The sequence below is a fragment of the Limnohabitans sp. genome (genome assembly GCF_036804465.1).
In the GTDB taxonomy this organism is placed as follows: domain Bacteria; phylum Pseudomonadota; class Gammaproteobacteria; order Burkholderiales; family Burkholderiaceae_C; genus Limnohabitans.
The window spans coordinates 28,481-53,545 of sequence record NZ_DAIRSK010000016.1 but is presented as its reverse complement, the minus strand read 5'-3'; the positions used below and the strand labels follow the sequence as shown (position 1 = coordinate 53,545).

Sequence of the window (25,065 nt, the reverse complement as noted above, 5' to 3'; positions counted from 1 at the left end):
GACTCGGGACTCGGGACTCGGCGGATTTCACATCATGGGTGAAACCATGATTCGCACCTTGAGTCGTTTTGCAGCACCGGCTTTGGCGCTGCCACGTGAAGTCAAGCGCTGTCTCGTGCTTGCCTTGGATGCAGCACTTTGCATTGTGTCGGTATGGCTGGCTTTTTACCTCCGCAGTGGCAGTTTCACGCCTTTGTCTGGCCCAGCCATTTGGCCCGCTATGGCGTCTGTGGTGTTGGCTTTGCCAATTTTCATTTCCTCAGGTCTTTACCGCGCCATCTTCCGCTACAGCGGCCTGCCAGCCATGGTGGCTGTGGGGCGCGCCATGCTGTTGTATGGCTTGGCTTTTGCATCTATTTTCACTTTATGGGGTGTGGATGGCGTGCCCCGCACAGTGGGCTTGATTCAGCCCATTTTGTTGCTGCTGTTGGTGGGGGCTTCACGTGCTGCGGCACGGGTGTGGTTGGGCGGGCTTTATCACCAGCAGCTGCGCAAGGCGTCATTGCCTCAGGCACTCATCTACGGTGCTGGCAGTGCAGGGCGGCAATTGGCCTCGGCCATGGCTACCAGCCCCGAGATTCGGGTGGTGGGTTATTTGGACGATGACGATCGGCTGCATGGTCACGTGCTCAATGGCTTGCCGATCTACAACCCGGCTGACTTGGCCGAGCTGTTGAGCGTCTCCCCCATCACCGACGTGCTGTTGGCGGTGCCGAGTGTGTCGCGCCAGCGGCGTAACGAGATTTTGAACGCGCTCAAGCCCCACAAGGTAGCAGTTCGTACCTTGCCAGGCCTGAGCGACATTGCCACAGGCAAGGTGACTTTGAGTGATGTCCGCGAGCTAGACATTGACGACCTGCTAGGACGCGATCCGGTCAAGCCCAATGGCTTGTTGCTTAACCTCAACACGCATGGCAAAACCGTGTTGGTGACGGGGGCGGGGGGCAGCATTGGCAGCGAGCTTTGTCGCCAGGTCATCAAGACCAACCCCAAGCAGTTGCTGTTGGTCGAGATGAGTGAATTTGCGCTTTACCAGATTCACCAGGAGTTGCAGGCGACTTTGGCGGGGGAGCGTCTGAGCGTGAGTGAGCCGGTGGAGGGGGATGCGCCTGATACGCCGGAGCCCAGTGGCGGGCTAGGCATAGAGATCGTTCCTTTGTTGGCCTCGGTGTGCGATGCGGTGCGCATGCACGAGATCATGGACACCTGGAAGCCGCAAACGGTGTACCACGCGGCAGCCTACAAGCATGTGCCCTTGGTTGAGCACAACCCTGCCGAGGGCGTGCGCAACAACGTGTGGGGCACCCGCGTGTGTGCCGAAGCCGCCATGCGCAGCAGCGTGCGCAACTTTGTGTTGATCAGCACTGACAAAGCCGTGCGCCCCACCAACATTATGGGCGCCACCAAGCGCTTGGCAGAGATGGTGCTGCAAGCCCTTGCCGAGGTGAACCCGGCCGTGGCCGTGCAGGGGGGAAGGGCTCCCAACACGCGCACCACTTTCAGCATGGTGCGTTTTGGCAATGTGCTGGGCTCAAGCGGCTCTGTGGTGCCGCTGTTTCGTGAGCAGATCAAAAACGGTGGCCCCATCACCCTGACGCATGCCGACATCACACGCTACTTCATGACCATCCCCGAGGCGGCGCAGCTGGTGATCCAGGCCGGTGCCATGGGGCAGGGCGGTGATGTGTTTGTGCTGGACATGGGCCAGCCCGTCAAAATAATCGACCTGGCCCGGCGCATGGTGGAGTTGTCGGGCATGACGGTGCGTGACGAGCTTCAGCCAGATGGCGACATCGAGCTCACGGTGACTGGCCTGCGCCCCGGGGAAAAGCTGTATGAAGAACTGCTAATAGGCGACAACCCCAAACCGACCCAGCATGCACGCATCATGAAGGCGCATGAGCAGTTTACGAGCTGGCCGCAGCTGGAGCAAAAGCTCAATGCCCTGAGCATTGCCATGAGGGTGAACGACGTGCCGGTGATCCGGGGCCTGCTGCAAGAGTTGGTGTCGGGTTACCAACCCAGTGGCGAGGTGGTCGACTGGGTGCACATGGCGCTGGAGCGCGAAGCGCTGGCCCCCGTGTCAATTTGATGAATGGTCGTTTTTATCAAAGATTTGCCAAAACCAAGAAATTTGCTGAAGTTGTGTAGAATTGGATTAGGCAGGATAGCAATCACGCACCTACGCTCAATCATTTAACACATGGGAATGAACATGAAACGTCGTATTTTTGGTTTGACATTGGTCAGCGTTGCAACTGCAGTGCTTGTGGCTTGCGGTGGTGGCGGTAGCTCTGCGCCAGCAACTTCTTCTTTGAGTGTTGTGCCTGCCAAGGGCGCGATCTATCTTGCTGATGTGACTGTGTATCAATCTAACGGAACAACTTCGGCTGGTACAGGTACAACATTTGGCTCATCAGATACCAACGCAGGTAAGTCCACTGTCAATATCGGAACTTACACCGGTATCAAAATTGTTCAGGTTAAGGGCAATTCTTCTTCTCAGTACTTTGACGAGCAAACAGGCGCAAATGCTTCATTTGGCACCACCAGCATCTTGGTGACTGCTGTGCAATCAAGTGCAACATCGGCGGGTGTTACCCCTCTCACCACTATGGCAGCCCGTTTGTCTGGCATTGATACAGCTGCACTTGGTCAGGCCAATGCAGTTCCTGCAGGTCTGACAGCAGACACAATCACCGAAGGTGGCGCGCGTTTGTTGTTGGCTATGGGTTTGCCCAGTGACTTCAACATTTTTGCAGCCCCGACAACAGTCATCAAAAGCACCAGCGATATCGCTGGTGCTGATGCAAACGCACGTTTGATCGCTTTGCTTGGTCAAAATGCAGGCGCAGGCGGCGCGATGGCTTACTTCCAAACCTTGATTGCTGCAACACCCAAAGCAACCGTTGCCTCTGACGGAAAGGCAACACTCGACAGCACACAAGTTACTGCCTTGCAAACTGGTTTAACAACATTTCAGGCGTCAGTGGCTACACAGGCCGCCGCTTTGGGTGTGACCACAGTGACACCTAAGTGGAACCCAACTCCAACCGAATTGGCTACTGCTGTTACTTCCCTCAAGGCTGCAGTGACTGCTGGTACAGCTCCTAGTGCTTCAGGCTCAGGTTCAGGTTCAGGTTCGGGTTCGGGCTCAGGTTCGGGCTCAGGCGGCGTGTAAACTCACCTGCTCAAAGCAAGGGGCTCCTCGTGGGCCCCTTTTTTTGTCTATTCAATGCCCATGTTCTTGAAAAAACTCTCTGCCAAAGTTGCATCAGCCCTGCTGTTATCCATGTGTGCGCAGGGCGCTGTAGCGCAAGTGCAGCTGGCGCCCTCGGGCTACAGCGGCATCATCAATGTGCCACATGCGGATGTGATGTCGTACGGCACGATGGTGGGCAGTTGGAGCAATTCCAACCCAGAGTCCACCCGCCTGTACAAGGGCTACGGGCCATTTGGTGGCTACAACCTCGGGTTTGGTGTGCTACCCAATGTAGAGGCCGTGGCACGGCTGAGCTACGACGGCGATTTGAATTGCGACTTGTATTACGGAAACTGCAAAAGCTCAACCCGTGACATTTCAGTCAACGGCAAGGTTCGGCTGCCTTTGCCCCGCTTGCCCTTCAACACACGTTTTGCCGTGGGCATGAGCGACTACGGCGGTGCAGCCACGCTGTACCGACAGGCGTATGGTGTGGGCACGTCCACGCTAGGCCCACTGGATGTGAGCGTGGGCTTTTCAAAAGCCCAGCCTAGTGACCATGGTGGCGGCTTGATACAGGGTAAGTTTGCGGGTGTGGCGCTCCATGTGACCGACCACATCAAGCTGTTGGCCGAAAACGATTCACGCGAATCGCGTGTGGGCGCCTCTGTGGGCTGGCGTCCACTGCCAGACTGGGGCGTGGCGGTGGCGGCCAGCCGAAAGCTGTCGCACAACACACCGCAGCAAGCGCAGCAGCTGATGGTGACGCTGTCGTACGACATGGATGGCTATGCCATTCGCAAAGGCCAGCCGTCTGCAGCGCCTAGCCCAACAAGGGTGGTGCAGAGCCAGCCTGAGCCAAAACGATTGGTAGAGGGTTTGGCACAAAGCCAAGCACAAAGCATAGTAGAGAGCATGGCAGGAGGCATGGCCGTTCTAACTGCTGCCCCTGAAGCAGAACGCACTGCTGACATAGACGATAACAGCAAGGCCAAAGGCATTGCCGACGCCATGGTGGCCGCAGGTTTTTCTGAGGTGTCGGTGGGGCGCGACGGCATGCTTTGGCATGTGCGCGCCGAGCCCCGGGTGTGGCGCAAAAATAGGCTAGACGCGTTGGCTGCGGCCTTGGGCGTGTGGCTCAAGGTACAAGGCGAAAGCACACAGGATGTGCTGTACACGCTGACCTATTTGCAAAACCCTGTGTTGCAAGCCAGAACCAACAGTGCTTGCCTCTACCACTACGCCAAAGGTGTGGGGCTGTGTGACAAGCTCAAGCCCATCCAGCTTAAGAGCGAGCCCATCGCCATGGCAAAAAGCCTTGAGGCTGTGCAATGGACGGTGCGTGGGGACGGTTCACAGTTCTTGCGTCCTGATTTAGAAATCGGGCCCAGTGCCACCTACACCGTGGGCACAGAGTTTGGGTTGACCGACTATTCGCTGGGCCTCTCCAAGGGCTGGGAGTTGCCGCTCTACAAGGGCTTGGTGTGGCACGGCTTTCACACGCAATTTGTGACGCAATCGGATGACTTCAGAGATCCGCAAAGCTACTTTAGGCGTGTGGGCCTGGGCGAAAAGACCGCCTGGGGTGCCAACATGTTGTCGTACACGCGGCCGCTCTACACGGGTCTGTGGGCCGAGGCCACCACGGGCTACTTGGCGTCTGGGGTGAAGGGCAGCAATGTGACGATGGTGTGGGATTCGCCAGACAACCGCTGGAAGGTGACTGGGTTTAATGGGGTGTACCACCGCGACAATGCGCCGCAAGCAGACCCCTTGCAGCCCTCGTATGTCACGCTGCGCTACGCCGTGCTGCCAGGCAAGTGGGCGCTGTCAGCCACCAAGGGTCGGTTTTTGAACAACGACAGTGGCATTCACTTGATGACCACGCATTTCTTTGGGGACCACCGCTTGCGCTTTTACTACCGCAAAACGGGCCCAGGCAATGAAACCACACCCAACCAGCGCGCGTTTGCAGGCTTTAGCTGGACGCTGCCCATCGGCCCCAAAGAGTCGTACGCGATTGGCCCCGTGACCGTGCGCGGCCGCGACCAGTGGGCGCTAGGCCTAGAGACCAAGGTGCAAGAAAAGGACAACTACATCGAGCCAGGCTACGGCCTGTTCCCATCCATTCGCCACGGTTTGCAAGCCGACGTGACAGACTACGATCGCGGTGACGTGGGCTATTTAGAAGCCAATATGCATCGTTTTTGGGCTGGGCTGCGGGATCGGATGGCGGTGAGGTAAGCGGCGTTCCTGGGTTATCAAGCGATAAAATTTATAACAAATATCTCAATTTAAAAATAACACCATGACCCTTCTCGTCACCGGCTGCGCCGGCTTTATCGGCAGCAATTTTGTCCACACCTGGTTGGCGTCCTCTGACGAAAAGGTGATCAACCTCGACAAGCTCACCTACGCAGGCAACTTGGCCAACCTAGACGCCCTGAAGGGCGACCCGCGCCATGTGTTTGTGCAAGGCGACATCGGCGACCGCGCGTTGGTGGGCCAGCTGCTGGCCGAGCACCAGCCGCGCGCGGTGCTCAACTTTGCGGCTGAAAGCCATGTGGACCGCTCCATCCACGGCCCGGGTGACTTCATCGACACCAACGTGGTGGGCACCTTCAACTTGCTAGAAAGCGTGCGTGCGTATTGGCAAGAGTTGCCTGCGGCTGACAAAACAGCGTTTAGGTTTTTGCATGTGTCCACCGACGAGGTGTATGGCACGCTCTCGCCCACCGACCCGCCGTTTGCCGAGACCAAAACCTACGAGCCCAACAGCCCTTACTCGGCCAGCAAGGCCGCCAGCGACCACTTGGTGCGCGCTTGGCACCACACCTATGGCTTGCCGGTGCTGACCACCAATTGCAGCAACAACTACGGGCCGTACCACTTTCCAGAAAAGCTGATTCCTTTGGTGTTGCTCAACGCGCTGGCGGGCAAACCGCTGCCCATTTATGGCGACGGCCAGCAAGTGCGCGATTGGCTGTATGTGCAAGACCACTGCCACGCCATTGCTCGTGTGCTGGAAGCGGGCCAAGTGGGCGAAACCTACAACATCGGCGGCTGGAACGAAAAGCCCAACCTCGAGGTGGTGCACACCCTGTGCGCCGTGCTGGATGCGCTGCAGCCCCGTGCCGACGGCAAAGGCTATGCCGAGCAAATCACCTACGTCAAAGACCGCCCCGGCCACGACCGCCGCTACGCGATTGACGCCCGCAAGATCGAGCGCGACCTCGGCTGGAAACCACAAGAAACCTTCGAGACCGGCATTCGCAAAACCGTGCAGTGGTACCTGGCCAACCAAGCGTGGGTGGAGGGCGTGACGAGTGGGGCTTATCGGCAGTGGGTGGGGAAGCAGTACGGGGGATGAGTGTTCTTGTAAGATGAAGCTCTAACACGGGAGGCCATATGTCAACAACAGCTGAAAAACTATGGGAAGCGACGCGAACGCTGCCCGAGCCCTTGCTGGCAGAAGTGTTGGACTTCGCAGAGTTCTTGCGCACGAAGCGTGGGGTTGTGGATGCTGTTGAGCTACCTACGCGCTTGGCTGCTCTTTGCGGTGGGTTGGAGGCCTCAGCTTCATTCTGCGCCGATCCGTTGACGATTCAGCAGCAGTTGCGCGATGAGTGGCATTAAGTATTTGCAACCAGCAATTACTGCTGCTATGGCACGACAGCACAATTTAGAACTACCCTCGCTTGATAAGCAGCTGCTTACTTTGGCTAAGGATATTCAGAGTGAAGACAAATATGATCTTGATGGTCTGATTCGTAGCGTCAACGAAGATAACTCGCACAACGAGGTTGGCTTTGGTAGACCGGTCGGCAAAGAAGCCCTGTAACCAAGCGTTTTCCAGATCGCATGAAAATATTACTACTCGGTAAAAACGGCCAAGTCGGCTGGGAGCTGCAACGCAGCTTGGCCCCCTTGGGCGAGGTGCTGGCACTGGACCGCTACAGCACGCCCCACTGTGGTGACCTGAGCCAGCCCGAGCAGCTGGCGCAAACAGTGCTAAGCTTTAAGCCAGACTTCATCGTCAATGCCGCGGCCCACACGGCGGTGGACAAGGCCGAGTCAGAGCCCGAGCTGGCGCGGCTTTTAAACGTGCAAGCCCCAGCCGCGTTGGCCCAAGCCGCTGCGCAAGTAGGCGCCTGGCTGGTGCACTACTCCACCGACTATGTGTTTGACGGCAGCGGCAACCACGCGCGGCAAGAGGGCGAGGGCACGGGCCCGCTCAGCGTGTACGGCCAAACCAAGCTGGACGGCGAAAGAGCAATCGTGGCCAGTGACTGCAAGTATTTGATTTTTCGCACCAGCTGGGTGTATGCCGCACGCGGCGGCAACTTTGCCAAGACCATGCTGCGCTTGGCACAAGACCGCGAAAAACTGACCGTCATCAACGACCAACACGGCGCGCCCACCGGGGCCGAGCTGATCGCCGATGTCACGGCGCACGCCATTCGCCGCTTGGTCAACACTCAAAACATTGCATTGGGAGGCCTCTACCACTTGGTGGCCTCGGGCGAAACCACTTGGCACGCCTATGCCAACCATGTGATTGAGCACGGCAAACGCCTGAGCCCCGCTTTGGACTGGAAGGTCACGGAAGTGGCGGCAGTGCCCACCAGCGCGTTTCCCACACCCGCCACCCGCCCACTGAATTCACGCCTGTGCAACACCAAACTGCAACAAGCCTTTGGCTTGGTGCTGCCACCTTGGCAGCAGGGGGTGAACAGGATGTTGGCGGAAATACTTTAAGCAAAAATAAGGCACATATGACCCAACAACGCAAAGGCATCATCCTCGCGGGCGGCTCTGGCACCCGTTTGTATCCCGTCACCCAGGCGGTCAGCAAACAGCTGATGCCCGTGTACGACAAGCCGATGATTTATTACCCGCTCACCACGTTGATGCTCAGTGGCATTCGGGAGGTGCTGGTGATCTCCACCCCGCAGGACACACCGCGTTTTGCCGAGTTGCTGGGTGACGGCAGCCAGTGGGGCATGCACATTGAATACGCGGTGCAGCCCAGCCCCGATGGTTTGGCGCAAGCCTTCATCATTGGCAAAAACTTTGTGGGCGATCACCCCAGTGCACTGGTGCTAGGCGACAACATTTTTTATGGCCACGACTTGGTCAAGCAGCTGCACAACGCCGACCAACGCACGTCTGGCGCCAGTGTGTTTGCCTACCATGTGCACGACCCCGAGCGCTATGGCGTGGTGGAGTTTGATGCGCAGTTTCGTGCCTTGAGCATCGAAGAAAAACCCACCCAGCCCAAGAGCAACTACGCCGTCACAGGCCTGTACTTTTATGACGAGCAGGTGTGCGACATTGCCGCGGCTGTGAAGCCTTCGCACCGCGGTGAGCTAGAGATTACCGATGTCAACAAACGGTATTTGGAGTTGGGCCAGTTGAATGTCGAGATCATGGGTCGCGGCTATGCGTGGCTGGACACGGGCACGCACGACAGTTTGCTGGAAGCGGCCAGCTTCATTGGCACGCTGCAAAAACGCCAAGGCTTGATGGTGGCTTGCCCTGAAGAAATCGCGTTTAGCCAAAAGTGGATTGACGCCGCCGCTGTGCAAAAACTGGCGGCGCCGCTGGCTAAAAATGGCTATGGTCAATATCTGTTGAATTTGGTGAAATAACTCAAACGCAACATCGTCAACATTCTTTGGCCGTAATTTTTCTAAGTTCATGATTTAATACGGCCAATGGATTGGACACTGATTCCCGACAACGCAGGCAGACAGTGGCTAGATTCGTCTGCTGTTTTCCAAGAGTTTGTCACCACGCAGGCCAAAGCCAAGTCTTACGCGGGCGGGATGTATTGGAAAAAGCAAGCGGGGTATGAGTACCTGGTGAAAACGCTGCTAGACAACCGCCAACAGCGCATAGGGCCGCGATCGCCTGATACAGAGTTGATTTATCGGGAGTTCACAGCAAAGAAGCTGGCGATCGAAACACGTTTGCGCGCATTGCGCAACGCAGTCAAGGAGTCGGAAAGGCTCAACAGGGCCTTGAAAGTGGGCAGAGCTCCAGCGCTGCTGATCGACATCATTCGCGCGCTAGAAGACAGCGGGTTGCAAGATCATTTCATCGTGGTGGGAACGCATGCCTTGTATGCTTTCGAAATGGCGGCTGGGGTGAGGATTGAACAAGCGGCCATGGCAACTTTGGATGTCGATTTGCTGTGGGATGCGCGCAAGAAGGTGCAGTTTTTCAGTGACATCGCCAAATTGGATGAGTCAATTTTGGGCGTTTTGCAAAAAGCAGATCGCACATTTGTCCGCAAAGAAGGACAAAACGAGACGGCAATCAACGACAAAGGATTTGAAGTTGATTTTTTACGACGTATGCAAGAGGCAGATGATCCGCACCCATTTCGATTCTCAGACGATGAAGACGATCTTTGGCCTGTTCAGGCCATGCGAGCCGCTGTGCTGACCAGTGCGCCAAAGTTTGAATGCATCGTCGTGGCCAGCAATGGACGCATGGCAAAAATGAAAACGATCGCCCCGAAAACTTTCGTCGAATTCAAACTTTGGCTGGCAGAGGTGGCAGAAAAACGTGATCCCATCAAGCGCCGACGAGATCAACGGCAGGCAACTATTGTGCAAAAACTTTTAGATGAACGCTTATTATGAAAATCACAACCACCCCCATTGACGGCGTGCTGGTGCTCGAACCCAAAGTATTTGGCGATGCGCGCGGCTTCTTTTTTGAAAGCTTCAACGCCCGCAACTTTGAGCAAGCCACGGGCGTGCAGCGCACCTTTGTGCAAGACAACCACAGCAAGTCGGCCAAAGGTGTGCTGCGCGGACTGCACTACCAAACCCAACATGCGCAAGGCAAGCTGGTGCGCGTGACACAGGGCGCGGTGTTTGATGTGGCGGTGGATATTCGCAAAGGCTCGCCCACGTTTGGCAAATGGTTTGGCCAAGAGCTGTCGGCCGAGAACAACAAACAAATGTGGATACCCGAGGGCTTGGCCCACGGTTTTTTGGTGACCAGCGAGAGCGCAGAGTTTTTGTACAAAACCACCGACTACTACCACCCCGAGTTTGAGCGCAGCTTGTTGTGGAACGATCCGAGCATTGGGGTTGAATGGCCGTTGCATTTGTTGCAGGGTGCGCCTCAGCTGGCCGCCAAAGATGCGCAAGCCATGAGCTGGGCAGAGTGCGTCGGCGGATAATGGGCTGATGACGCTGCCCAACTACACCATCACCTTTGCTTGCTACAACCAACTGGATTACACCCAGCAGTTCATTGCCAGCCTAGACCGTACGGAAGTTGATTTTTCGCGCATCGTGGCGGTTGACAACGGGTCCACCGATGGCACGCGCGAATGGCTGCAACAACAGGGGTTTGGCGCGGTGATTTTGAATGAGCGCAACCTCGGCTGCGGTGCTGCGTGGAACCAAGGGGCGTTGGCCATTCAGTCCAAATGGACCATCGTGATGAACAACGACGTGGTGTGCGAACCTGGCTGGCTGCGCAACCTCATCCAAGCGGCTGAGCAGCATCAGTTAAAAATTGCCAGCCCCGCCATGATTGAAGGCGACCTGAACTACAACCAAGCTGACTTTGTGTGCCAAGCCCGCGCGCAAATGAAAGGCTATGTGCGTCAGGGCGTGGCGCATGCGGTGTGCATGGCGATTCATGAAGAGGTGTGGAGCGATATTGGCTATTTCATGCCCGTGCCCAAACTGTTGGGCTACGAGGATGGCATCTTTTTCCAACGCGCCATCGAACAGGGGCTGACCATGGGGATCACGTCGGATGCTTGGTTGCATCACTACGGCATGATCACGCAAAAAGCGCTCAAACTCGAAAAGGCGATGGACCAGCGCGACAGCTTGGGCAACCGCAACTTGATGCGTTTGTACATGAACCAAACATGGGTAGGCCGCAAATTAGCACGCTACAAACGGCGCAACTGGCTGGCACAAGCACGCCAGCAAGAGTTGACGGCGTACGACATGACAGTGCACGCGCTGAACCGCAAGCCAGGCACTGCTTGGGAGTGGATTTGAGCGATGGAGCCTGTTCGTGCCTCAGTCGTTTTGCTGACGTACAACCAAGAAGCATTCGTCAAAGAGGCGCTGCAAAGTTGGTTGGACCAAGACGACGACAAGATTGAAATTGTGGTGTCGGATGATGGCTCCAAAGATGGGACATGGCCCATCGTCGAGTCGCTTGCAAAGGCTTATTCAGGTAGCAAGAAAATTATTCTGAACCGTAACCCGGTAAATCTTGGGCTAGTCGGCAATTACACAAAAGCATTTCATCTAACTTCTGGTGACTTGATATTTACAGCTGCAGGGGATGACGTTTCTCTTCCTTCACGCTGCAGTGCATGCGTGGCCTATTGGCAAACCTTCGAAACAAAGCCTGATTTGGTAGCGGCTGATGGATATGACATGACCCTGGATGGGCATGACTTGGGCGTGAAAAAAACAGATGAGTTAGGAACGTGGGATCTCACCCGTTGGGGCCAAAAAAGACCCTATATATTTGGTGCAAGCCACATGATGACTCGGCGATTAATTGCGTTCAATGATTTAAATCCAAACTTAATGTACGAAGACCAATGCTTTTTATTTCGTGCATTGTTGATGGGTGGTGCTGTACGCATTGCACAGCCCTTGGTCAAACACAGGCGCGGTGGCGTGTCACAGCAGGCGAAAAATTACAATTACGAAATCAAGCGTCAGAAAATGATAGATTCAGCCCACGGTGGAATACTTGAATGCCAACAAATGATGCGTGATGCCCAGCAGTCAAGTCTTCAAAATCAGGACATCCTCCAGGTGTTGGATAAAAAGTTGCGTTTAGAAAACTATATATTGCAGATGCTCAGTGCATCATCTGTGTATGCAAAGTTCATGCTTTTGACAAAGGCAACAGACTTGCCATTTGCTAAACGTTTTAGGTTTTTTCAATTCTCGACATTTTCTTGGCTACACAATAGCGTCATGCTGGCAAAAAGAAGATGATCAAAGGTCAACAATGAAACACTTAGACATAGGTTGCGGAAATAACCCTCGAAACCCTTACGGCGCTGATGAGGTTTATGGTGTTGATATACACCCTGGGGTGGTTGATTTAGGGATCAACTTTAAGCAAGCCAACCTTGCCCTAGATACCTTGCCTTACGAAAGTAATTTTTTTGATTCCGTATCAGCATTTGATGTGTTGGAACATATCCCACGCCAAGCAATCGACTTTCAGTCTGGCGAAGTCAAGCTCCCATTTATAAATTTAATGTCGGAAATTTGGAGAATTTTGAAGCCAAACGGCAAGCTGTATGCATTGACGCCGGCTTACCCTTCTGCAAAGGCATTTCAAGATCCGACGCATGTGAACTTCATTTCGGAAGGCACCCATCAATATTTTTGCGACGAGGACGCCTATGCCAAGCGATATGGGTTCAAAGGGCAATTCAAACTTATTGAGGCGGATTGGATTTATTCATCTTATGCAGAGACGCCACACCGTGATTGGCTGATGCGTTTGAAAAATTGGCATAAAAATAATATAAAAATAGGCAAAACGCATTTGGTTTGGCAACTGGCAGCGACAAAATAATGTTGTCAGATCACGATTTGAACAGAGTCAGTGCCGTCATGGTGACTTATCGAAGCAGGCCTTTGATTCCTCAAATCGTTAAAAATTTACAGTGCTTCTCCAACTTTGTGCTGGTTGATAATTCAGCAAACGAGAGTCAATCTGTCGTAGCAGAGCTTTCAAAACTTTTCAGCAAGGGTGTTTATCCTCACAATAAAATAAACAGAGGTTATGGAGGTGGTAATAATCTTGCATTGTCCTATGTGACCTCAGAATTCGCATTGATTATTAACCCAGATGTTGAGCTGAATATTTCGTCAATCAATGCGATGATCGCTACGGCGGATTTATATCCACAAGCGATCATTGTAGGAGCCCAAATATTTGACTCTAGGCAAAAGACGCAAGATATTTCGTATGGGTGGCGCTATCCTGACAATCCGAGTCATCCATATACCGAACCCGATGGCGACTTATCAACCATGTTTTTATCTGGCTGCTGCTTGTTGATTCGAGTCAAACCATTTCAAGAGTTGGGTGGGTTTGATGAAAATTTCTTTATGTATTATGAAGAGTTGGATGTTTGCCAACGAGTCATTGCTGCGGGTGGTGATTGCGTATTGTCAGCAAACACCTATGTGAATCATTTCAGTCAATCTTCATCCACACCATCTTGGCGTGTGAGCTATATCAAAACCCTACACTACAACAGATCTAAACAAATATTTTTAAGTAAGTATGGGTACGAAAAGAAATCAAAGCTAGGCTTGTTGTTACGTGGACTAGGCCACGGCATGAGCGGGTTGATTCATTTGGGGCTATTCAATTCAACGCGTGGCATTAAATCATTTGCAAAAGCCCATGCACATCTTTGCTTGATTCATAAAAAACAAAATCAAGAACATAAATCAATTCGGTTCAGGTGTAGTCTGGCTACATTTTATTTCTTAGGTACCATCGTACTAGAAGACATCTAACATTCGAAATTATCTATACAGAGCGTCTATTTTTTAGTTTAAAACGAAGAGACAGAGCCTTGAGCGGAGCTTCAATAACGAGCCTGATTGCGATAAAGATTTTGTTAGGCAGTCCGATTGTAAAGCGAATAGATTTATGCCCAGCTTGTAGAAAATTGAATAATTTTAAATGAGCCAAATCGTTATAAGACGCGCGTAAGTAAAGCTTGGCCCGTCTATTCATTGATTTGATATAAATTTTATTGATACGAGGCGAAATGACGGCCCTGGGTTGTTGACTTAATGTGGTGAGTACGTTATCCAGTGCAAATTTATGCAAATCAGTCTTTAGTTGTTGGTGCTGATAGGATTGTTCTTGCAATCGATATGCGGCTAGCGCATTTTGAGTGCTCATCACCTTGGTATGCTTTGATAGACTTAACCAAAGAGACCAGTCTGCATAGCCTGAGCTTTCATTGGGTAGCCCTGCCTTTGCTAATAATTTTCTTTTAAAAATGCCTGATGATACATATATCCTGTTATCAGCCAGTAATGTCTCGTATGAACAAGTGAATGATTCCAAAGTATTTTGAGCGCCTGTTTTTATCCCATTCTGATCGATAAAGTCTATTGGGCAAAATATACAACCCACCTCGGGATGCTGAATTGATAAATCAAGTTGTTCTTCAATTTTGCTTGGATACCAAACATCATCTTGGTCAAGCAATGCAATCCATTCCCCAGTCGCACAGAGCATGCCCCAGTTTCGGGCGCCAAGACCGTAAGAGCCGTCATTCTCTTGGTATATATAAATAATTCTTGAATCATTTTTTGCACAATCTTCAACAATCTGACGTGTGTTGTCTGTAGACCCGTCATCAACAACGATGATTTCAAGGTTTGAATAAGTTTGATTTTGTGCTGACTGAAGTGCCAAAAGCAAGTAGCCAGATTGGTTAAATGCAGGTATAACAACGCTGACCTTTGCGCTTGTCATTATTGTTTTATGCCTATATATAAGGTTGATGTAGAAGACAGTCCCATCTTTTCGAATGCTAATTCATCATCCGAGCGCGTCCATGTCTTGAGGCTTAAGCCTGAATTTTTTATCAAGTCGGTTAATCCGGATCTGCTGTACATCCTTACATGATCGGCTTGTCCATACATCTTTATCCGTGTCTCACTATCCTCAATCGCAGCGTCATACAAATTAGCTTGCAACCCAATAGGAATTGGAACCAGTATCAATGCTTGCCCATTTGGTTTTAAAATCCTTGCAATTTCTGAGATTGCCTTTGAGTCATCGTGAATGTGTTCAAGAACATGTGAACAAATCACAATATCAAAACTCTGATCCGCATAGCATGTCATATTCGTGATGTCACATTGATCATCTACGCCATGCATAAATAAATCGCAGCATCTATAGCTAAATTTATTTTTGACTAGTTGTTGTCTGACCGCTTTTGATGGCGCTATTTCAAGAATGCTGCAGTGTGAGGTGTGGTTGCGCTGGATGTAAGATAATATAAGCCTATCTCTATCGTTTGCACCGCAGATAGGGCAATAATAACTATCCACACTTAATGCTTCGAATCCCTGCGGTGCAGAATAGATTGAACTCAGGCTGGAGCTGACGGATTTTTCTATTTGGTTAAATTTTCTTATCGAGTTGTTGCAACCGGGGCAACTTTTTTTACCAAATAAATTGAGAAGTTTCCTGAATTTCATTCTTTACCACCACTTGGATAGGTGTGCTGTGCTTCCAAATTAATTAGCTCTCTAGAGCGAGCGCTTATCTTTCTAAGCGGATTTCCAGAGTAAATATTAAATTCTTCTAGTTGACTTCTGACGAGGCTCAATGCGCCTACAGCTACGCCTTTATGAATCATAACGCCTGGTAAAATGACACTGCCACAGCCAATGATGCAATGAGGCGCTATTTGAACAGGGGCATGTTTGACGTTGGTAAGATGCCCTGGGACGACTGGATTGGTCAAATATTGCCCAGAGTAATCATCACTGCTACTGTAAATTGAAACTCTACTCGACAAGCCGCAATAATCTGAAATCACAATTAATTCATTTCCAATAATAGACGAATAAGCACCAATATGAATATGACTTCCCAACTCAATCCCACCATCCCCTGCCGATAAAATACAAAAATCATCAATCCTTACATTGTTCCCAATGATGATGTTGGCTGGGTTGTAAATCCTAGCCCATTCAGATATTTTTACATCTTGGCCATAGCTTTTAAGGCCTAATGATGCCAATTGGTTTGAATCCAAATAAGCCATTTCGTTATTTTTTTCCTGAAATGATTGAAATAACCCGATCTTGATCTTCTTTGGATAGATCAGGGTAAATGGGCAAACACAAGACTCGACTCGCTACTTGATGGGCCACTGGTATGTTGGATGGCTTTGAGCTTGCTAATGCCCTGTACATGGGGAATTCGGAAATCAGAGGGTAAAAATAGCGTCGCGCAAATACATCATATGTACGAAGCAAATCATACAACTCGTCACGCGACATCCCATAAGTTTCATCAATCAGTATTGGAAAATACGAGTGGTTGTGCCTTGTGGCTTTGCTTGCAGGGGGAACAATAACCCCTTTGACTTTGGAAAATGCATCTCTGTATGAAGCGGCTATATCGCTTCTTTTTTCTATAGCTACGTCTACATACTTAAGCTGCAGCAAGCCAAGTGCAGCGTTGATTTCACTCATTTTCCCGTTGATGCCAGGTGCAACAACGGTTGTTTCATCCACAAATCCAAAGTTCTTGAGGTTATCAATTCTTTTCTTAGTTGCAGCATCTGGGCAAATAATGGCGCCGCCTTCAAATGTATTAAATACTTTCGTGGCGTGAAAACTTAACACCGAGAGATCGCCATAATTTAAAAGGCTATGGCCTTCATGTTTGACACCAAAGGCATGCGCTGTATCGTAAATAACTTTGAGGTTGTAGTTGTCCGCAATTTTTTTGATTGCTTGCACGTCACAAGGAATCCCATAGCAATGGACAGGCATGATGGCCGTTGTACTGGGCGTTATTGCTGACTCAATCAGTTTGGGGTCAAGATTGAATGTTTGAGGGTCAATGTCAACAAACACGGGTTTGATGCTGTTCCATATCAGAGAGTGAGATGTGGCAACAAATGAATAGGGGGTTGTAATGACTTCACCCGAAATGCGCAAGGCCTGTAACGCCGTGACCAAGGCAATGGTTCCATTGGTGAACAGAGAAATATGCTCTACGCCCAGATATTCACACAGCTTGGCTTCTAACTCTTGATGAAAAGGACCGCCGTTGGTGAGGACACGCGATTCCCAAATTTTTTCAAGAGATGGCAAGAACTCTTCTAATGGCGGTAAAAATGGATTCGTTACATATATTTTTTTACCCATAATTAATTACTTCTCTTGTTTATATTTTTATCCAGCACGTCATGGATATTTTTTAATTTTAAGTAGAAGTATCAATCCTAGGTGGGAGACAGTTAATTTTTTTACTTTCTTTATTTTGTATGGATTCGAGATCGAGTTGCGTATGGCTGACGCGCCATCCAAACCGTCAACCCCAACAACCCCAAACTACTCACCCAAGCCAAGCCAGCCATGTGCTGCTCCGCGCTGATGGGCTGCGCCAAAACCACAGGCACGAACAGCACCACGGCTTGCAAAGTCCCCAATGCCATACAGGCCCACGAATACGCGCTGGCCGATTGCGTCTGAAAAGGCCTGTGGCTAAACGCCGCCGACAGGCAGGCGCTGCCTTGCCACAACACGAGTGGTGCGATGTAGGGCCAAACACCGCCCCAGCGCGGATCTAACCATCCCAGGTACAGCGCCGCGGCGCACGAGAGGCCCAACACCATGACGCAGGCAAATGCACCCAGGCCCAGCCACCATGGGCTGGCCAAGCGCGTGTTGCCAGTCGGTGAATGTGGGCCTTGCGCCAGCGCCACTTGCGCCCATGCCATGTGCACCACGGCGGGTAAAAAGCCCAGCACGCGCAACAGGGCGCTCATCCAGCCCGTTTCTTCTGCGCCATACAGGCGTTGCCACACCACGATGATGGCGGTGGCCAGCAAGGCATCGACCAAGGTGTGGGCCATGCGCAGGCTGGCGCTGCGGGGGTCGGATTGATGGCTTTGAGTGGGTGGCGCTGTGGCGGCCGAATCAGCGGCAGCGCTTGTCGATCGCGATGGCGGGGTGCTGTGACCTTGCTCGACGTGTTCGCGCAAAGCGGGCACGAGCCAAACCGCGCCCAAGGCATAGCCCAACAGAGCGGACACCACCAAAGTCGGGCCGCTCCAGCCAACAGATGCACCCAATAGCCCAGCCGTGAGTGCGGCGGCTGCCGCCGTGAGTGGCGGCAACACCCGCACCGCGGCTTGTTGCCAAGCCGATCCCGCACGCAGCGTGAAGCTTTGCGCCAACATCCACCCCATCTGACAAAACGCCAACAGTGACGCCCACAGCAAGGCGGGCCACAGGGCCAGTTGGCTGAACCACACGGCCAGCGCAGCCACAGGCAACAAGCCCATGCCGCGCATAGCGCTGGTGCGCCAAGCGTGTTGAGCGGCCGTGTGTGCTGGCAGATGCTGGTTGGCCAACAGCCCCAATGGTGCTTGCGCCAAGGCCAGCGTCATCCAGAAAAAACCAATTTGACTGATCACCGAAAACTCACCCACTTCTTGCGGTGTGAACCAGCGCAGCATGAGCAGCGCAAACGCCACTTGCGTGGCAAAGGCCACGGCGCTCGAGAGCGCCACCACGCGGCTGGTGCTGCTGATGTTGTTGAAGTTGATGCGTTTAAACATGCTCAACGCTTTGCGCCTTGCTGCCTAGCGATTTCCTGGGCAAGTGCGTGTGCATGTGCATAGGGGTCTGCCGCTTCAGGCACGATGTGCAGGTGTCTCCAAATGGCCAGCTTACCCAGCAGCGTGTGCCAAGCCAGTTCGCGCACATCGGGCACCACATAGGGGTAGGCGTCCAGCGCTTGGCCAAAGCTGTGTTGCCAGCTGGCAGGGTCGTCGCGCAGCACATGAAAGTTGCCTTGGTAGTGCGCCGCAAAGTAGCGCACCCAAGCGTAGTCGTTGCTGACCACGGGCAGGCCCACTGCGCAGTACTCCAGCAGTTTGGTGGAGGTTTGTTGGTTGTAGGGCTCGATGTTGCCCACAAGGTTCAAGCCAAAGCGTGCGCGGCGCAATTGGTGCGGCACATCGGCATGCGGCACACGGCCACTGCAGCTCACGCTGGGGGGCAGTTGTGTGCGCAGGGCATCGGGCACATCACCCACCAGCAGCAACGTGCGGCTAGCGTCGTGAATGCTGTGCAGCAGCGGCACGAAGGGCAACAAGCGGGTCATCTCGCCCAAAAACACCAGGTCAAATTCGTTGGGTGGTATGCGGGCAGGTGCATCGTCTGCATAAGAAGGCGCTGGCAGTGCAGGTGCTGCCGCATCAAAAAACGCTTGCCCCAAGCCCATGTCGCGCAGGGCGTGGGGCACGCCGTCGTTGTAGCCCATGCGCTCACGCACCCAGCCGTTTTGAAACACACGGTAGTCGGGCTTGGGTTGGGTCCAGTGTTTGACAAAATCTTTGAGCCACGCGTGGGGTGGCGCGGAGGAAGACGCGTATTCGTGGATGTGGAATGCTGTTTTTAAACGGCTTGCTTCTGAGCCAGAGACCCGCCCGCACATCCACCACACCACCTGCGCATTGGCAGGCACCGACGCACCCGTGTCATGCACCACGGCTTGGTGGCCGTGTGAAGCGATGAAGTCGACATACGCATCGATCTCGGGCAAATAGGCGGGGCCGTTGCGCACGAAGTGGATGCAGACGGTGGGTTTTTTGGCGGCTGAACTATAAGGCGCAATGGTTTGCGCTGCGATGCTCTGCATGAATTCGGTTTACACCCTTCCAGCGAGCTTGAGAGAAGCTCGCAAGGTGTCGTTAATACGCGTTTGCCAACCCTCGCCACTGGCACGCAGCGCTGCCAGCACATCGGCATCAAGGCGAATTTTGACGGGCTCTTTGGTGACAGACGCTTTTGGACGACCACGGGTTTTCAATTGCGTCCCTACATATTGATCGGCATTTTTAAAAAAGGCCTCGGTCAATTCTGGGGCGTCGTCAGGGTCAGTCCACGTAGCGGTCGTAGAAGGCTTTTTCGCGGTCATTTGCTTTCCTCATGCTGATAACGCGACGCACCTCGTCGCGCGGGGTCCAGACCAATACAACCAAACGGTTATCCAAATTGCCCATGGTGATGAATCGGTCTTCTGTGTAATCTTTTCTCGAGTCTTGTGCGGTGAAGTGCACGCCAGAAAAAACTTCGTCCGAACGAGCAAAATCCAAGTCACGCTCATCTAATGTTTTCTCTCGCTTAGCTTGATCAAACTCAATTTTCATGATATTTAATGTACACCCAATAAATTAGATGTCAAGACCTTGGCTTGTCACACTTTCATGGCCTGAAGCACCTCTTGCCAATTCCCCACAAACCCATCGATGTGATGCCGCGCCACGATGCGCGCCATGTCATCGCGCACTTGTTGTTCGGGCAAGCTGAGCACCGTCATCACCGCTTCGGCCAAAGACACAGGCGCGTCACCACGGGCCAGCAGATAAGGCGCGTCCAAGTCGTACAGCTCGCGGAGGGCGGGGATGGGCAGCGACACGCAGGGCACACCACAGGCGAGCGACTCTAGCGCGGTCATGGGGCAGCCCTCGTAGCGGGAGGTCAGCAGCGTCATTTGCCACGGTTTGTAGAGGCTTTGGCCGCTGGGGTGTTTGCCCAAAAAATGCACGCGGCCTTGCACCATCAAGTCCATGCCCTCGTGAATCATTTGCCGATGCATGGGGCCTTCGCCCACGATGCCCAGTTGCGCTTCGGTGGGCAAATGGCGCATGGTGTCGAGCAACAAACGAGGGCGTTTTTCGGCAGACAAGCGGCCCACGTAGCCCAGCAGCAAGGGGGGAAGACTTCCGCCGCCGTGGCCCGCGTGCACATGAAGAGGCTGGCCTTCGGGCATTGGGGCAATGCCGTTGGGCACCACGTTGCAGCGTTGGCCTTGGCCCAGGGTGATGAAGCTGAGCAACGTGTCTTGCGTGGTGCGCGACACGCATACAAACTGGTTCACCTGTTTATAGATGAGTCGGAGCCATAGTTGTTTGAGCGCCGATGCGCCTGCTTCATGCAGCACGTCGATCAACGGGCCATGTACCCAGCTGACCAGCGGCGTGCCCGTGATGGCCTTGAGTGCAGCGCCGCAATAGGTGGGGCCAAAGTTGTGGCTGGCGACGATCACCTCATGTTGTTGGGCTGCGTGGACCAAAGCGGACCATGGCGTTTGTCGCCAAGCCAGCGCGGTGATGTGCCAGCCTTGCGCGATGAGTGCGTCTGCCAAGGTGCGCGTCATGGTGTGCACGCCGCCCCAGGTGGGCTCTTCGAGCAGCAGGATGCGGCGTGCGTTCATGTGTTTAGCGCGCGCCAAAACCAGTGCAAATGGTCTTCACCGTTTTAGCAGCGATCAGCAAATCAAGCGCAAGTGAGTAGTGCGCCACGTAATACAAGTCGTAGCTGAGCTTGATGCGTGTGGTGTCGGCGCTGTCGGCATAGCCTTGCTGCACTTGCGCCCAGCCCGTGAGGCCAGGTCGCACCAGGTGGCGGTAAGGGTAGCTCGGGATGGTGGCCGCAAAGTCGCGCACAAACGCGGTTTGCTCGGGGCGCGGGCCAATCAGGCTCATGTGGCCCAACAGCACGTTGAAGAGCTGTGGCAATTCGTCCAAACGGCTGCGGCGCAACACGCGGCCCACGCGCGTGATGCGCGGGTCGTCGGCTTGCGCAAAGTGCACGCCTGGCGCTTGCAAGCCGTGCACCATGCTGCGAAATTTCCACAGCGTGAACACTTGGCCATCGCGCCCCACGCGGGGTTGCGAATACAAGGCCGGGCCTTTGGAGTCAAAGCGCACGGCCAGCGCCACGCCCGCAGCGAGGGGCAACCACAGGGGCGACAGAGCGACGACGGTGGCCACATCCAGCAAACGTTTGGCACGGTCGTAGCTGGGGTCGTTGTCGATTTCCCACAACGAGTCAGCAGCGGTGGGCAGCATCTTGCGGCCACTGGTCAGCTCGGCCACCGATTCAACGCTGTACAAGCGCAGGTGTTGCATTTTGAGTTCACCCAACAAGCGGGTGCGCGCATCGGTGCTGCGCACATGGCGGTCCAGCACCACGCCGTCGCAAGCGGGCAGGGGGGTGTCGCTGTTGGGGTTCCACGCGATGAGCTGCACGGCTTGGGGGGCCAGCGTGTTGGGGCTGAGGCATGCGTCTAGCTGCGCGGGCACGTTGGCGTCGATGTGCACCAAGCGCAAGGCGCGTTGCTTGACGTGGCGGCGATAGCCCCACCACAGCCACAAGGTGGTGGCGGCATAGGCCCACACCACGGCGGCGCGTGAGTAGGGCTGTTGCAGCAACGCAAAGCCCAAAGGCGTGAACACAAAAGGCGCGGTGGTGGACACCCACAACACCCCGCTGCGCTCGGCCACGGGCAAGTGCGATGCCCGCATCAGCAAGTGCGTGGCCACTGCGTAGGGCAGCACACACCACCACAGCGTTTCGCCAAACTGGTAGGTCATGAGGCCCGCATCTTCCAACAGTTGTGCGGCCATGAGGCTGGGCACCATCATCCACACGCCCCACAAGGCCCAGTGTTGCAGCGCATCGCGCATGCGCATCGAGGCAGACCCCAGTTGTGCAATCGGACGCGAGGTGGGGGCATCGTGCGTGAGGCATGTTTGATACACCTCCAACACGCGGCTGGCCATTTGCGTTTGCGTGAACGAGGTGTTGAAGACAGTTTGTGCTGCACGCCCAAGGCGTTGGCGTAAATGCGGTTCGCGCACCAAACGCACAAGCTGTGCAGCCACCGCGTCAGCGGTGTTGGCCACCAACAGGCCTTCTTGGTTGGTGTGGATTTGTTCGCGAATGCCAGGCAGATCGCTGGCCAACACGCACAGACCCGCGCGCATGGCTTCGAGCACGGTGATGGGCATGCCTTCGTGGTCAGACAGCAGCACAAACACATCGTGCTGCGCCAACAACGCGCTAACGTGGTGCACGTCGCCCGCCCAGGTGATGTGGTGCAGGTTGAGGGCTTTGGCTTGCGCTTGGAGTTTCGCGGTCAACGGACCATTGCCAGCCAAAGTGACGGGCAGCTCGACACCTAAGGTGGTGCGCACCTGGGCCAAGGCTTCTAGAAGCAAGTCGTGGCGCTTCGGGCTTTTCATGCGAGCCACCATGATGAGGCGTGGCAGTGCAGAGGGGGTTTGCTCAGCCACCTCAGCCACCTCAGCGGCTGGCAAGGGTGCAATGCCGTTGGCAATGATGTGCACGCGAGCGGGGTCGATGGCCAAGTCGTAGGCCAGATCGCGCTCGTGCTTGGACACACAAATCATTTGCGTGGTCCAGCGCGCCAACAGTTGTTCGGCCATGGCCGAAGCTGTTCGGCGCATCCAAGGCACTTCGGGCTTAAAGCCAAAGCCATGCACGGTGTAGACCACGGGGCGGGCTGTGCTTTTACAAGCCAGCCTAGACGTCAAGCCCGCAATCGCGCTGTGCGCGTGAATGATGTCTGGCGGAAATGCCTCAATCAAGCCAATCAATTGCTGGACGGCGGGCCAGAGCTTGAACGGGTTGAGTGACTCCACCATGTGGGGCATGGGGCAGACGGTGATGCCAAGTGCGCCCAGGTCGCGACCCAAGGCGGATGCTTCAACAGGCCCGCCAATCACCACGGTGAACTTGACTTGTTTTTGTAGCGCTTGGCACAGCGCCAACACATGCGATTGGGCGCCACCTGTCTCGCCTTTGGTGATGACGATCATCACGTGCGGAATTTTGGTGGCAGGCGGCGCTGAGTCGTCGGTGTGGCGCTTGGCCCAGGGGCTGTTGCGGCGGCGTTGCGGCGCCACCAAGCCAGCGAGGTGCAATGTGGTTTCGACGTGAACCTCTGGTTCAACCACGGGTTGCAAGACCGGCTCGATCACGGGCTGGACGACGGGCTCGGCCATGGGCTCGATCACGGGCTCGATCACAGGCTCGACCACCTTGCGTTTGGCGCGAGGCTTTTTAACCGACTCCGCAGCCGGCAAGGTTGCGGGTTGTGGAGCCGGTGGGAAGTCGTCAAACAGGGACAGCGTGCCGTCGTCTTGGTTTTTCATAGGGGTGTGTCAAACCCTTGTGGGTTCATGGACTGCCAGCGCCATGCGTCTGCGCACATGCGGTCCAGGTCCAGCACGGTTTGCCAATTGAGCAGGGCCTTGGCTTGGCGAGGATCGGCCAAGCACTGGGCCACATCGCCAGGGCGGCGCGGCACCACTTGGTGGGGAATGGGCATGCCGTTGACGCGGGCAAAGCTATCTACCATTTCTTGCACGCTCACGCCCTGGCCGGTGCCGAGGTTGACGGTTAAGAGTTTGGGTTCATGCAAGGCGCGCAGCGCAGCCAAGTGGCCAGCAGCCAAGTCGCACACATGCAGGTAGTCGCGCACCCCGGTGCCGTCGGGTGTGTCGTAGTCGTTGCCAAAAATTTGCAGGTGCGTGCGCTGACCCAAGGCCACTTGCGTGATGTAGGGCATGAGGTTGTTGGGTATGCCATTGGGCGCTTCGCCCAGCAGGCCGCTTTCGTGCGCGCCTACGGGGTTGAAGTAGCGCAGGATGGCGATGCTCCAGCGCGGGTCAGCCGCGTGCAGCTCGCGCAGCGCGTCTTCGCACATGAGCTTGGTGCGGCCATAAGGGTTGGTGGCGGTCAATGCCGCGGTTTCGGGAATGGGCACGCTCACAGGGTCGCCATACACAGTGGCCGACGAGCTAAAGACGATGCGGCGCACATGGGCGCGGTCCATGGCTTGCAGCAGGCTAAGGGTGCCGCTGACGTTGTTGTCGAGGTAGCGCAGCGGCTGGGCCACCGATTCGCCCACCGCCTTGAGGCCCGCAAAGTGGATCACGCCTGCAAACGTGTAGCGCGCAAACAGGGCGTCTAAGGCGGCTGAATTGCGGATGTCAGCCTGTACAAACTCGAGCGGGCTGGCGCCAAGCTTGGCTAAGCGGTCCAACACCTTGGGGCTGGAGTTGCACAGATTATCCAAAATGACCACGGATTGACCAGCTTGTGCCAGCGCGACAACGGTGTGCGAGCCAATGAAGCCCGTGCCGCCAGTGATCAAAATGGGTGAAGTCATGGTGTAAAAAATTTGTAGGTTTTGGTGATTATCCCCCGCGAAAATGCGGTCAGCGGCCTAAAATAATTCCA

25 protein-coding genes are annotated in these 25,065 nt (G+C 54.3%); 14 read left to right on the top strand and 11 right to left on the bottom strand.

Annotation, left to right across the window (positions count from 1 at the left end; translation table 11 throughout):
• The first annotated feature begins 46 nt into the window (after positions 1-46).
• The 14 genes from V7Q41_RS10005 to V7Q41_RS09940 all read left to right on the top strand — a co-directional run bounded on the left by V7Q41_RS10005 (position 47) and on the right by V7Q41_RS09940 (position 13,752).
• Positions 47-2,092, top strand: a complete 2,046-nt coding sequence (locus V7Q41_RS10005; protein WP_333845710.1) for a polysaccharide biosynthesis protein — start codon at positions 47-49, stop codon at positions 2,090-2,092.
• Between the two features lie 123 nt (positions 2,093-2,215).
• Positions 2,216-3,181: a hypothetical protein gene (locus V7Q41_RS10000; RefSeq protein ID WP_333845683.1), complete on the top strand. Its 966-nt coding sequence runs from the start codon at positions 2,216-2,218 to the stop codon at positions 3,179-3,181.
• Between the two features lie 66 nt (positions 3,182-3,247).
• Positions 3,248-5,446 carry a hypothetical protein gene (locus tag V7Q41_RS09995; protein ID WP_333845682.1) on the top strand — a complete coding sequence of 733 codons (2,199 nt, stop codon included), beginning with the start codon at positions 3,248-3,250 and terminating at the stop codon, positions 5,444-5,446.
• 64 nt (positions 5,447-5,510) lie between these two features.
• Complete coding sequence (gene rfbB / locus V7Q41_RS09990) at positions 5,511-6,572, top strand: dTDP-glucose 4,6-dehydratase (protein WP_333845681.1); 1,062 nt, start codon at positions 5,511-5,513, stop codon at positions 6,570-6,572.
• A gap of 38 nt (positions 6,573-6,610) precedes the next feature.
• Positions 6,611-6,838, top strand: a complete 228-nt coding sequence (locus tag V7Q41_RS09985) for a DUF2281 domain-containing protein (protein WP_333845680.1) — start codon at positions 6,611-6,613, stop codon at positions 6,836-6,838.
• Entirely contained in the window at positions 6,825-7,043 is a 219-nt protein-coding gene (locus V7Q41_RS09980) for a hypothetical protein (protein ID WP_333845679.1), read from the top strand. Before V7Q41_RS09985 ends, V7Q41_RS09980 begins: the two co-directional genes overlap by 14 nt.
• 20 nt (positions 7,044-7,063) lie before the next feature.
• Entirely contained in the window at positions 7,064-7,960 is an 897-nt protein-coding gene (rfbD, locus tag V7Q41_RS09975) for a dTDP-4-dehydrorhamnose reductase (RefSeq protein WP_333845678.1), read from the top strand.
• A 17-nt stretch (positions 7,961-7,977) separates the two neighbouring features.
• Complete coding sequence (gene rfbA / locus V7Q41_RS09970; RefSeq protein WP_333845677.1) at positions 7,978-8,853, top strand: glucose-1-phosphate thymidylyltransferase RfbA; 876 nt, start codon at positions 7,978-7,980, stop codon at positions 8,851-8,853.
• A gap of 213 nt (positions 8,854-9,066) precedes the next feature.
• Entirely contained in the window at positions 9,067-9,852 is a 786-nt protein-coding gene (locus V7Q41_RS09965; protein ID WP_333845675.1) for a GSU2403 family nucleotidyltransferase fold protein, read from the top strand.
• Positions 9,849-10,400: a dTDP-4-dehydrorhamnose 3,5-epimerase gene (gene rfbC / locus V7Q41_RS09960; protein WP_333845674.1), complete on the top strand. Its 552-nt coding sequence runs from the start codon at positions 9,849-9,851 to the stop codon at positions 10,398-10,400. Before V7Q41_RS09965 ends, rfbC begins: the two co-directional genes overlap by 4 nt.
• A gap of 7 nt (positions 10,401-10,407) precedes the next feature.
• Positions 10,408-11,241, top strand: a complete 834-nt coding sequence (locus V7Q41_RS09955) for a glycosyltransferase family 2 protein (RefSeq protein WP_333845673.1) — start codon at positions 10,408-10,410, stop codon at positions 11,239-11,241.
• A 3-nt stretch (positions 11,242-11,244) separates the two neighbouring features.
• The gene (locus V7Q41_RS09950; RefSeq protein WP_333845671.1) at positions 11,245-12,204 is read left to right on the top strand and encodes a glycosyltransferase; all 960 of its coding nucleotides are present in this window, start codon (positions 11,245-11,247) and stop codon (positions 12,202-12,204) included.
• A gap of 13 nt (positions 12,205-12,217) precedes the next feature.
• On the top strand, positions 12,218-12,796 hold the full coding sequence (locus tag V7Q41_RS09945; RefSeq protein WP_333845670.1) for a class I SAM-dependent methyltransferase: 579 nt from the start codon (positions 12,218-12,220) through the stop codon (positions 12,794-12,796).
• Entirely contained in the window at positions 12,796-13,752 is a 957-nt protein-coding gene (locus tag V7Q41_RS09940) for a glycosyltransferase family 2 protein (RefSeq protein WP_333845669.1), read from the top strand. Before V7Q41_RS09945 ends, V7Q41_RS09940 begins: the two co-directional genes overlap by 1 nt.
• Positions 13,753-13,765: 13 nt before the next feature.
• Here the strand turns inward: V7Q41_RS09940 and V7Q41_RS09935 are convergent, their stop codons facing one another.
• The 11 genes from V7Q41_RS09935 to galE all read right to left on the bottom strand — a co-directional run bounded on the left by V7Q41_RS09935 (position 13,766) and on the right by galE (position 24,994).
• The gene (locus V7Q41_RS09935; protein ID WP_333845668.1) at positions 13,766-14,728 is read right to left on the bottom strand and encodes a glycosyltransferase family 2 protein; all 963 of its coding nucleotides are present in this window, start codon (positions 14,726-14,728) and stop codon (positions 13,766-13,768) included.
• Positions 14,728-15,462 carry a class I SAM-dependent methyltransferase gene (locus tag V7Q41_RS09930; RefSeq protein WP_333845667.1) on the bottom strand — a complete coding sequence of 245 codons (735 nt, stop codon included), beginning with the start codon at positions 15,460-15,462 and terminating at the stop codon, positions 14,728-14,730. The genes V7Q41_RS09935 and V7Q41_RS09930 overlap by 1 nt, the downstream gene beginning before the upstream one ends.
• Positions 15,459-16,034: an acyltransferase gene (locus V7Q41_RS09925; protein WP_333845666.1), complete on the bottom strand. Its 576-nt coding sequence runs from the start codon at positions 16,032-16,034 to the stop codon at positions 15,459-15,461. The genes V7Q41_RS09930 and V7Q41_RS09925 overlap by 4 nt, the downstream gene beginning before the upstream one ends.
• 4 nt (positions 16,035-16,038) lie before the next feature.
• Positions 16,039-17,148 carry a DegT/DnrJ/EryC1/StrS family aminotransferase gene (locus V7Q41_RS09920; protein WP_333845665.1) on the bottom strand — a complete coding sequence of 370 codons (1,110 nt, stop codon included), beginning with the start codon at positions 17,146-17,148 and terminating at the stop codon, positions 16,039-16,041.
• 110 nt (positions 17,149-17,258) lie between these two features.
• Entirely contained in the window at positions 17,259-18,566 is a 1,308-nt protein-coding gene (locus V7Q41_RS09915; RefSeq protein ID WP_333845664.1) for a hypothetical protein, read from the bottom strand.
• A gap of 2 nt (positions 18,567-18,568) precedes the next feature.
• Positions 18,569-19,651 (bottom strand): glycosyltransferase, encoded by a 1,083-nt coding sequence (locus V7Q41_RS09910; RefSeq protein WP_333845663.1) that lies wholly within the window; start codon positions 19,649-19,651, stop codon positions 18,569-18,571.
• Between the two features lie 9 nt (positions 19,652-19,660).
• The gene (locus V7Q41_RS09905; RefSeq protein WP_333845662.1) at positions 19,661-19,930 is read right to left on the bottom strand and encodes a BrnA antitoxin family protein; all 270 of its coding nucleotides are present in this window, start codon (positions 19,928-19,930) and stop codon (positions 19,661-19,663) included.
• A complete protein-coding gene (locus V7Q41_RS09900; protein WP_333845661.1) occupies positions 19,890-20,162 on the bottom strand; it encodes a BrnT family toxin in 273 nt (90 codons plus the stop codon). The genes V7Q41_RS09905 and V7Q41_RS09900 overlap by 41 nt, the downstream gene beginning before the upstream one ends.
• A 47-nt stretch (positions 20,163-20,209) precedes the next feature.
• On the bottom strand, positions 20,210-21,229 hold the full coding sequence (locus V7Q41_RS09895; protein ID WP_333845660.1) for a glycosyltransferase family 4 protein: 1,020 nt from the start codon (positions 21,227-21,229) through the stop codon (positions 20,210-20,212).
• Between the two features lie 4 nt (positions 21,230-21,233).
• The gene (locus tag V7Q41_RS09890) at positions 21,234-23,975 is read right to left on the bottom strand and encodes a sugar transferase (RefSeq protein ID WP_333845659.1); all 2,742 of its coding nucleotides are present in this window, start codon (positions 23,973-23,975) and stop codon (positions 21,234-21,236) included.
• On the bottom strand, positions 23,972-24,994 hold the full coding sequence (galE, locus tag V7Q41_RS09885; protein ID WP_333845658.1) for a UDP-glucose 4-epimerase GalE: 1,023 nt from the start codon (positions 24,992-24,994) through the stop codon (positions 23,972-23,974). The genes V7Q41_RS09890 and galE overlap by 4 nt, the downstream gene beginning before the upstream one ends.
• Positions 24,995-25,065 lie beyond the last annotated feature (71 nt).

Excerpts from the sequence above, each read along its gene's own strand:
- V7Q41_RS10005 (WP_333845710.1), top strand. The coding sequence starts at position 47 with ATGATTCGCACCTTGAGTCGTTTTGCAGCACCGGCTTTGGCGCTGCCA.
- V7Q41_RS10000 (WP_333845683.1), top strand. The coding sequence starts at position 2,216 with ATGAAACGTCGTATTTTTGGTTTGACATTGGTCAGCGTTGCAACTGCA.
- rfbB (WP_333845681.1), top strand. The coding sequence starts at position 5,511 with ATGACCCTTCTCGTCACCGGCTGCGCCGGCTTTATCGGCAGCAATTTT.
- V7Q41_RS09985 (WP_333845680.1), top strand. The coding sequence starts at position 6,611 with ATGTCAACAACAGCTGAAAAACTATGGGAAGCGACGCGAACGCTGCCC.
- V7Q41_RS09980 (WP_333845679.1), top strand. The coding sequence starts at position 6,825 with ATGAGTGGCATTAAGTATTTGCAACCAGCAATTACTGCTGCTATGGCA.
- rfbD (WP_333845678.1), top strand. The coding sequence starts at position 7,064 with ATGAAAATATTACTACTCGGTAAAAACGGCCAAGTCGGCTGGGAGCTG.
- rfbA (WP_333845677.1), top strand. The coding sequence starts at position 7,978 with ATGACCCAACAACGCAAAGGCATCATCCTCGCGGGCGGCTCTGGCACC.
- rfbC (WP_333845674.1), top strand. The coding sequence starts at position 9,849 with ATGAAAATCACAACCACCCCCATTGACGGCGTGCTGGTGCTCGAACCC.
- V7Q41_RS09955 (WP_333845673.1), top strand. The coding sequence starts at position 10,408 with ATGACGCTGCCCAACTACACCATCACCTTTGCTTGCTACAACCAACTG.
- V7Q41_RS09950 (WP_333845671.1), top strand. The coding sequence starts at position 11,245 with ATGGAGCCTGTTCGTGCCTCAGTCGTTTTGCTGACGTACAACCAAGAA.
- V7Q41_RS09945 (WP_333845670.1), top strand. The coding sequence starts at position 12,218 with ATGAAACACTTAGACATAGGTTGCGGAAATAACCCTCGAAACCCTTAC.
- V7Q41_RS09940 (WP_333845669.1), top strand. The coding sequence starts at position 12,796 with ATGTTGTCAGATCACGATTTGAACAGAGTCAGTGCCGTCATGGTGACT.
- V7Q41_RS09935 (WP_333845668.1), bottom strand. The coding sequence starts at position 14,728 with ATGACAAGCGCAAAGGTCAGCGTTGTTATACCTGCATTTAACCAATCT.
- V7Q41_RS09930 (WP_333845667.1), bottom strand. The coding sequence starts at position 15,462 with ATGAAATTCAGGAAACTTCTCAATTTATTTGGTAAAAAAAGTTGCCCC.
- V7Q41_RS09925 (WP_333845666.1), bottom strand. The coding sequence starts at position 16,034 with ATGGCTTATTTGGATTCAAACCAATTGGCATCATTAGGCCTTAAAAGC.
- V7Q41_RS09920 (WP_333845665.1), bottom strand. The coding sequence starts at position 17,148 with ATGGGTAAAAAAATATATGTAACGAATCCATTTTTACCGCCATTAGAA.
- V7Q41_RS09915 (WP_333845664.1), bottom strand. The coding sequence starts at position 18,566 with ATGTTTAAACGCATCAACTTCAACAACATCAGCAGCACCAGCCGCGTG.
- V7Q41_RS09910 (WP_333845663.1), bottom strand. The coding sequence starts at position 19,651 with ATGCAGAGCATCGCAGCGCAAACCATTGCGCCTTATAGTTCAGCCGCC.
- V7Q41_RS09905 (WP_333845662.1), bottom strand. The coding sequence starts at position 19,930 with ATGACCGCGAAAAAGCCTTCTACGACCGCTACGTGGACTGACCCTGAC.
- V7Q41_RS09900 (WP_333845661.1), bottom strand. The coding sequence starts at position 20,162 with ATGAAAATTGAGTTTGATCAAGCTAAGCGAGAGAAAACATTAGATGAG.
- V7Q41_RS09895 (WP_333845660.1), bottom strand. The coding sequence starts at position 21,229 with ATGAACGCACGCCGCATCCTGCTGCTCGAAGAGCCCACCTGGGGCGGC.
- V7Q41_RS09890 (WP_333845659.1), bottom strand. The coding sequence starts at position 23,975 with ATGAAAAACCAAGACGACGGCACGCTGTCCCTGTTTGACGACTTCCCA.
- galE (WP_333845658.1), bottom strand. The coding sequence starts at position 24,994 with ATGACTTCACCCATTTTGATCACTGGCGGCACGGGCTTCATTGGCTCG.